At 39.3% G+C, this 6,596-nt stretch carries 4 protein-coding genes; all 4 read right to left on the bottom strand.

What is annotated here, in order from left to right:
- Nucleotides 1-276: 276 nt before the first annotated feature.
- Nucleotides 277-1,425, bottom strand: coding sequence for a CamS family sex pheromone protein (locus RUH74_RS23850; RefSeq protein ID WP_313805291.1), 1,149 nt, complete (start codon nt 1,423-1,425; stop codon nt 277-279).
- A gap of 14 nt (nt 1,426-1,439) precedes the next feature.
- Nucleotides 1,440-3,446: an NAD-dependent DNA ligase LigA gene (ligA, locus tag RUH74_RS23845; protein ID WP_313805289.1), complete on the bottom strand. Its 2,007-nt coding sequence runs from the start codon at nt 3,444-3,446 to the stop codon at nt 1,440-1,442.
- 23 nt (nt 3,447-3,469) lie between these two features.
- A complete protein-coding gene (gene pcrA / locus RUH74_RS23840; protein WP_313805287.1) occupies nt 3,470-5,695 on the bottom strand; it encodes a DNA helicase PcrA in 2,226 nt (741 codons plus the stop codon).
- A gap of 87 nt (nt 5,696-5,782) precedes the next feature.
- Complete coding sequence (gene pcrB, locus RUH74_RS23835) at nt 5,783-6,490, bottom strand: heptaprenylglyceryl phosphate synthase (RefSeq protein WP_313805285.1); 708 nt, start codon at nt 6,488-6,490, stop codon at nt 5,783-5,785.
- Nucleotides 6,491-6,596 lie beyond the last annotated feature (106 nt).

Here is a 6,596-nt window from a genome sequence, read left to right as displayed (position 1 = left end):
CGATTTTCTTCTAATTTAAAATTAGTAAATGGTTCATGTTTGTATGGTTGTACCAAAGCTTTCCGCCTCCTATGTATTAAACTGCATCCTTTAACCAGATGAAACCGCTTATATGAGTTAGTATATCTCTCAAACGGCTCCCATCCCAACAAGCTTATCTTATCATGTTTCATTTCACTTCATCAAACATTCTGTGTAAATGAATACTATACTACACTAATAATTAGAGATAATATTGTGATTTGTACAATCAGTCATATTATCTCTATTTTTATATTATTGATAAATATGAACAAATGGTTCGTTTTGGTCTGCTTTACGGACAATTAACCCTTCGGGACCATTCACTGACGAAATTTCTACTTGTACGGAAATATAAGCAGGGAAATGTTTCACTACAAGGGCTGTAACATATTGGGTGAAGCCAATTGCTTCTGCTTTCCCATAGAATTGAATAGGAATACTAATATTAAGCTCCTGCAGTTGTCCATCTGCATAAAATGCCTTCCCTATTACACCATTAAAATTAGGAAAATACGTTTCTACATCTTGTTTAAAGTTAAGAAAGGTATTTGAATCATCTCGATGAACTTCTGAGGCTTCTTTTGATGGGAATTGCAAATACTCTTCTTTTACCTTTTCCCATCCCCCTAGGTTAGCACTTCCCTTTTCTGCACTCGCATAAGTAAAGAAAGTACCAGGAACAACTGATGTCCTGCTTTGTTGTTCAAATAAAGCAATTGTAATTGGAACATCCTTTAAATCATCCATGTTACGTAATCGCTTTAATACTTCATCGGCAAGCTTTTTCCCTTCCTTTTCAAGCTCTGCATGGCTAATTTTCGTTTCATACCAAGCACCGAATTGAACTTTTTGATAATAATATACTGAGTTCAAAGCAAGGCCGACAACTACTCCGCCTAATTTATACTTTCCCTCATCATTTTTCACATAATAATCATGCTCTAAAACATGTGCAAGATACTTTGGTGTTTCTTCTTTTCCATTATCGAGAGGATTAAGACCAAGGTTATCCTCTTCCTCTAATTTTTTTTCCTTCAATTGTTCAGGCGTATACTTGCGGTTTAGCCAAAGACGAACTTGATCGCTTTCTATAAATTGTCCTTCCTGAAATACATATTTATCTGTATCATATATATTTTGAGCTACTCTCATTAGCCCTGTTTCAAATTCAGTCAGATTATATTTTGAATTAATATTATTAACTACAAGCCCTCTTGTTTTACTTGGTTTAAAAGGCAGGATGGTTTGATAGTAATTATCTGATATTTTGTAGTTAGGTATGATCGCTTTCTCTTTTGCATCTTCTTTATCTTGAACGACTTCCTCCTGCTTATTAAAGTTCGGCGCACAGCCTGTAAGCAGAAGAACAAGAGATAGAGATAGCATTATTATTTTTTTCATGGCATTTCCACCTCTTACACTTTTAATTCTTCAATCAGTCTCTCCTCGTCCCAAACCTCGATCCCTAATTCCTGTGCTTTCGCAAGTTTTGACCCTGCATCTTCCCCTGCGATAACAATATCTGTCTTTTTGCTGACACTTCCTGCTACGTTGCCGCCTAGCGCTTCGATTTTGTCCTTCGCTTCATTTCTTTTCAGCTTCTCCAGCTTCCCGGTTAGCACGACTGTCTTTCCAGCAAATATCGATTCTGACTGATCAATGGATATAGGCTTTGGTCCAGTGTATTTCATATTCACTCTGGCAGCTTTTAGTTCATCAATTAATGCTTTTACTTCGTCTAACTCAAAGTAACTGACAATCGAATCAGCCATTTTCTCCCCTATTTCATTAATGGCCGTTAATTGTTCATAGTCTGCTTTCATTAATTCATCCATCTCGCCAAATTGCTGGGCCAATGTTTTGGCTGCTTTTGCTCCGACATGCCGAATCCCAAGACCGAATAATAGTTTTTCAAGAGAATTCGCTTTAGAAATCTCAATTGCTTCCAGCAGATTATTTGCAGACTTTTCACCCATGCGTTCAAGCCCAATGAGCTGTTCATAAGTTAGCTTATATAAGTCAGCTACATCCTGAATGAGATTTTCTGCAAATAATTGGCTGATTACTTTTTCTCCCAGACCGTCAATATTCATCGCATTGCGTGATACGAAGTGAATTAACCCTTCTCGTATTTGTGCTGGACACTTCGGATTTATACAGCGCAAAGCAACCTCACCATCCAGACGGACGAGTTCACTTTCACATTCAGGACAGTGAGTTGGCATGTGAAACTCAACTTCTTCTCCAGTTCTGCGTTCTGCTAAAACATTTACAACCTCAGGAATGATATCCCCAGCTTTTTTTATAACCACTTGATCTCCGATTTTGATATCCTTTTCACGAATAAGGTCTTCGTTATGAAGGGATGCCCGTTGAACCGTTGTTCCAGCTACACGAACAGGCTCAAGGATTGCTGTTGGTGTGATCACTCCTGTTCTGCCCACACTCAACTCAATTGACTTTAACGTCGTTACGACCTCTTCTGCCGGAAACTTATAGGCAATAGCCCAACGCGGGCTCTTCGCTGTTGTCCCAAGCTGCTCCTGCTGTTCCAAAGAATCCACTTTAATTACTATGCCATCAATATCATATACAAGATTTGGGCGCTCAACTGTCCATTTCTCGATATATTCTAAGACTTCTTCAATACTTTTGCATTTTTTCCGTTCTCTATTTGTCTTGAAGCCAAGTGTATCTAACAAATCAAGTGCCTCACTATGGGATTCAACACCTGTCTCACCTGTATCTGAAACGCCATACAAAAACACATCAAGATTTCTTGAAGCTGCAATTCTCGGATCCAGCTGTCTTAATGAGCCTGCCGCAGCATTTCTAGGATTAGCAAAAGCTTCCTCTCCCTTTTCTGCCTTTAATCTATTTAAAGCCTCAAAGGAACGTTTCGGCATAAATGCCTCTCCACGTACTTCCATGGATAAGTTTTTATTTAATCGCAAAGGAATAGAACGGATCGTTCGTAAATTTGCGGTAATATTTTCTCCTGTTGAGCCATCTCCACGTGTTGCCCCGAGAACAAATAAGCCTTCCTCATAGCGAAGGGAAACAGCCAATCCATCTATTTTTAATTCACATACATAAGAAACATTCTCTCCAGCAGACTGCCGAACCCGGCGATCAAAGTCTCTAAGATCCTGTTCATTAAAGGCATTCCCAAGGCTTAGCATTTGTGATTGGTGCTGTACCTTCTCAAACATGTCAAGAATTTCGCCACCGACACGCTGGGTGGGAGAATCTGCCGTTTTCAGTTCAGGAAATTGAGATTCTATTTCTATCAGTTCTTTAAGCAGCCGATCATATTCAGAATCTGGAACAGATGGCTGATCAAGGACATGATATTCATAATTATACTGGTTAAGCAATGTTTGTAATTCTTTTACTTTCTTTTCAGCTGTCAGAAGGTCCATATATCCAACCCTTTCTAGATTCATTAGCCTTTTGTAATCGGTGCAAATTTAGCCAGTAACCGTTTAATTCCAATTGGTTTTGGAAAAGCAATATCAAGTTCGGTGCTTTCTCCATCACCTTTCACACTAACTACTGTCCCTGTTCCCCATTTACCGTGAACAGCTTTATCGCCAACCTTCCAGCCGAGTCCATCACCGCCAGTATCATTCATCGCAGGGCGGATAACAGGCTTTCTCTGCGGCTGTCTTGCAGAAGCAGTACCAAATGAAGAAGCCCCAAAAGGTGAAGCTGTTTTTTGTGCAGGCTGTAAGCCATCTAATAGTTCTTCTGGAATTTCTTTAATGAACCTTGATGGCGGATTCATATTGGTTCGTCCGAACAATGTACGCATTTGAGCATTCGTAATAAACAATTCTTCTTCCGCTCTTGTGATTCCCACATAAGCGAGACGGCGTTCCTCTTCCATTTCTGCTTCTTCCATTAAAGAACGGCTGTGAGGAAATACCCCTTCCTCTAAACCGATCAAAAAGACAACCGGAAATTCTAGCCCTTTCGCTGAATGAAGAGTCATTAAAACAACCGCATCTGCTTTTTCTCCATCCTCATCTAACTTATCGATATCTGCGACAAGTGCTAAATCCGTCAAAAAGGCCACAAGACTTTTGTCTTCACTGCCTTCTTCAAAGTTTTTTGTCACGGATAGAAATTCTTCCAGGTTTTCAAGCCTGCTTTGCGCTTCAATTGATTTCTCCGCAACCAGCATTTCTCTGTAGCCTGATTTCTCTAATATTTCCTCAACAAGCTCTGTTACAGAAAGGTATTCCTGCATTCGTGTATAATTTTTGATTATATCCCGAAATTCAGCTGCTGCTTTCGTTATTTTTGGGCTCAGTCCAATTAGATCGATTGAGTCCAATGCGTCAAACATCGTCATTTCATGAAGCAAGGCGAAGTTAGCGATTTTATCAATAGAACCAGAGCCAATGCCACGCTTTGGTACATTAATAATTCTTTGGAGGCTGATATCATCGTCAGGATTGGCAATTAAACGCAAGTAGGCAAGAATATCCTTTATCTCTTTCCGATCATAGAACTTGATTCCGCCAACAATCGAGTACTCCATGTTAGATTTTAGAAGTACTTCCTCCATCACACGGGATTGTGCATTTGTACGATATAGTATGGCGATATCAGATAGATTTCGCTTTCCTTCACGCATCAATTCTTTAATTTTGCCAACGACAAATTGCGCCTCTCCTTGTTCACTATCCGCTCGATAATAGAAGATTTTATTTCCTTCCATATTTTCCGTCCAAAGATTTTTCGGCTTGCGATTCATGTTCCGTCCAATGACTTCATTGGCCGCTTGGAGGATTCTTTTTGTGGAGCGGTAGTTTTGTTCAAGCAAAATGACCTGTGCATTGGAATAATCCTTTTCAAATGAAAGAATGTTAGCAATATCCGCTCCGCGCCAGCGATAAATCGATTGGTCTGAGTCACCGACAACACAAAGATTCTTAAAACGTGCAGCAAGAAACTTAACAAGCATATACTGAGCTCTGTTCGTATCTTGATACTCATCTACGTGAATATATTGGAATTTGCGCTGATAATATTCTAGCACTTCCGGCACCCGCTGGAATAGCTGAATAGTTGTCATAATAAGATCGTCGAAATCTAAGGCATGATTTCTTCTCAATCTTTTTTGGTATTCAGTATACACATCACTGACTACGTTTTGGAAATAGTCACCAGCTGTTTTTGCGAATTCTTCTGGTGTTGTTAATTCATTTTTTGCCGAACTAATCGATCCGAGTATAGCACGGGGATCAAACTTTTTCGGATCAAGGTTTTTATCCTTTAATATAGATTTAATAACGGATTGCTGATCCGTCGTATCTAGGATTGTAAAATTCCTGTTAAAACCAAGCCGGTCAATATCTCTTCGTAAAATCCTTACACACATTGAGTGGAAAGTTGAAATCCAAATTTCATCTGCTGCTCCGCCCATCATCCTTTGAATACGCTCTCTCATTTCTCTAGCAGCTTTATTCGTAAAGGTAATCGCCAAAATATTATAAGGGTTCACCCCTTTTTCAACCATTAAATATGCAATTCGATGCGTAAGAACTCTTGTCTTTCCACTGCCTGCCCCTGCCATGATTAGAAGGGGGCCATCTGTTGCTTTAACCGCATGTTGCTGCTGTGGATTTAATCCATCTAACAGTTTATCCGATAAGTAATTCATTGACTTTCTTCACCACCATACAAACATATGTTCCTGATTTTATTCTAAAGCTTCTTCTATTACGAATCAAGTTCTCCATATACAAACTTAGCTAATTTGATCAAGAGGGGCATTTTTCACTGCGGGTACTGTTTTTAATGCAGCACTTACGTCAGTATATATAATGTTTCCAACGACAACGACATCTGCAGCTGCAGCCATTTCTTTTGCTTGCTCTGCTGTTTCAATCCCCCCGCCGTAAAACAAAGTAGTTTTATCTAGCCCTCTTTTTACTTCTGATACCGTTTCCGGATTTCCGTATGTTCCACTGTATTCAAGATAAAAAATCGGCAGCTGGAACATTTTTTCTGCCATCATCGCATATGCTTTGATCTCATCTATCGATAACGCGGTCTTCGCATTTGTAAGTTTCGCTGCTTTGCATTCTTCATTGAGAATACAATAGCCTTGTACTAAAATTTCCTCCCAATTCATCACTTCACCAAATTCTTTCACAGCCTCATGATGAAGCCCAGTGATCCATTTTGTATCCGTACTGTTTAAAACAGTCGGAATAAAGTAGAAATCAAATCCTGGTGTAATTGAATCGATTGTAGAAACCTCAAGTACGCAAGGAACAGTATACCTGCGGATGCGTGACATTAAATCAAGCACTTTTTCTAAAGTAATACCGTCCGTTCCGCCAACAATGATCGCATCCGTTCCCGATTCACAGATTTTTTCTAAATGATCGTCTGAAATACTTTTATCTGGATCAAGTTTAAACACATGTCGCCATTCGCGAACATTATACATCCATACTTCCCCCATTCTAACATTCCATTTCATCATTATATCATTAGTATTATAATGAAAAAAGAAAAGCGCAGAAGCCTAAAGTAAGCAATAATAGGCATAAGGG

This window comes from Cytobacillus sp. (assembly GCF_032154635.1).
Lineage (GTDB): Bacteria > Bacillota > Bacilli > Bacillales > Cytobacillaceae > Cytobacillus.
Note: the sequence above shows the minus strand (reverse complement) of the source record. Positions and strands in the feature narration are given on the sequence as shown.

What these genes read in the sequence shown, in the direction of transcription:
- pcrB (WP_313805285.1), bottom strand. Translation starts at nt 6,490, where the DNA reads ATGTATAATGTTCGCGAATGGCGACATGTGTTTAAACTTGATCCAGAT.
- RUH74_RS23850 (WP_313805291.1), bottom strand. Translation starts at nt 1,425, where the DNA reads ATGAAAAAAATAATAATGCTATCTCTATCTCTTGTTCTTCTGCTTACA.
- pcrA (WP_313805287.1), bottom strand. Translation starts at nt 5,695, where the DNA reads ATGAATTACTTATCGGATAAACTGTTAGATGGATTAAATCCACAGCAG.
- ligA (WP_313805289.1), bottom strand. Translation starts at nt 3,446, where the DNA reads ATGGACCTTCTGACAGCTGAAAAGAAAGTAAAAGAATTACAAACATTG.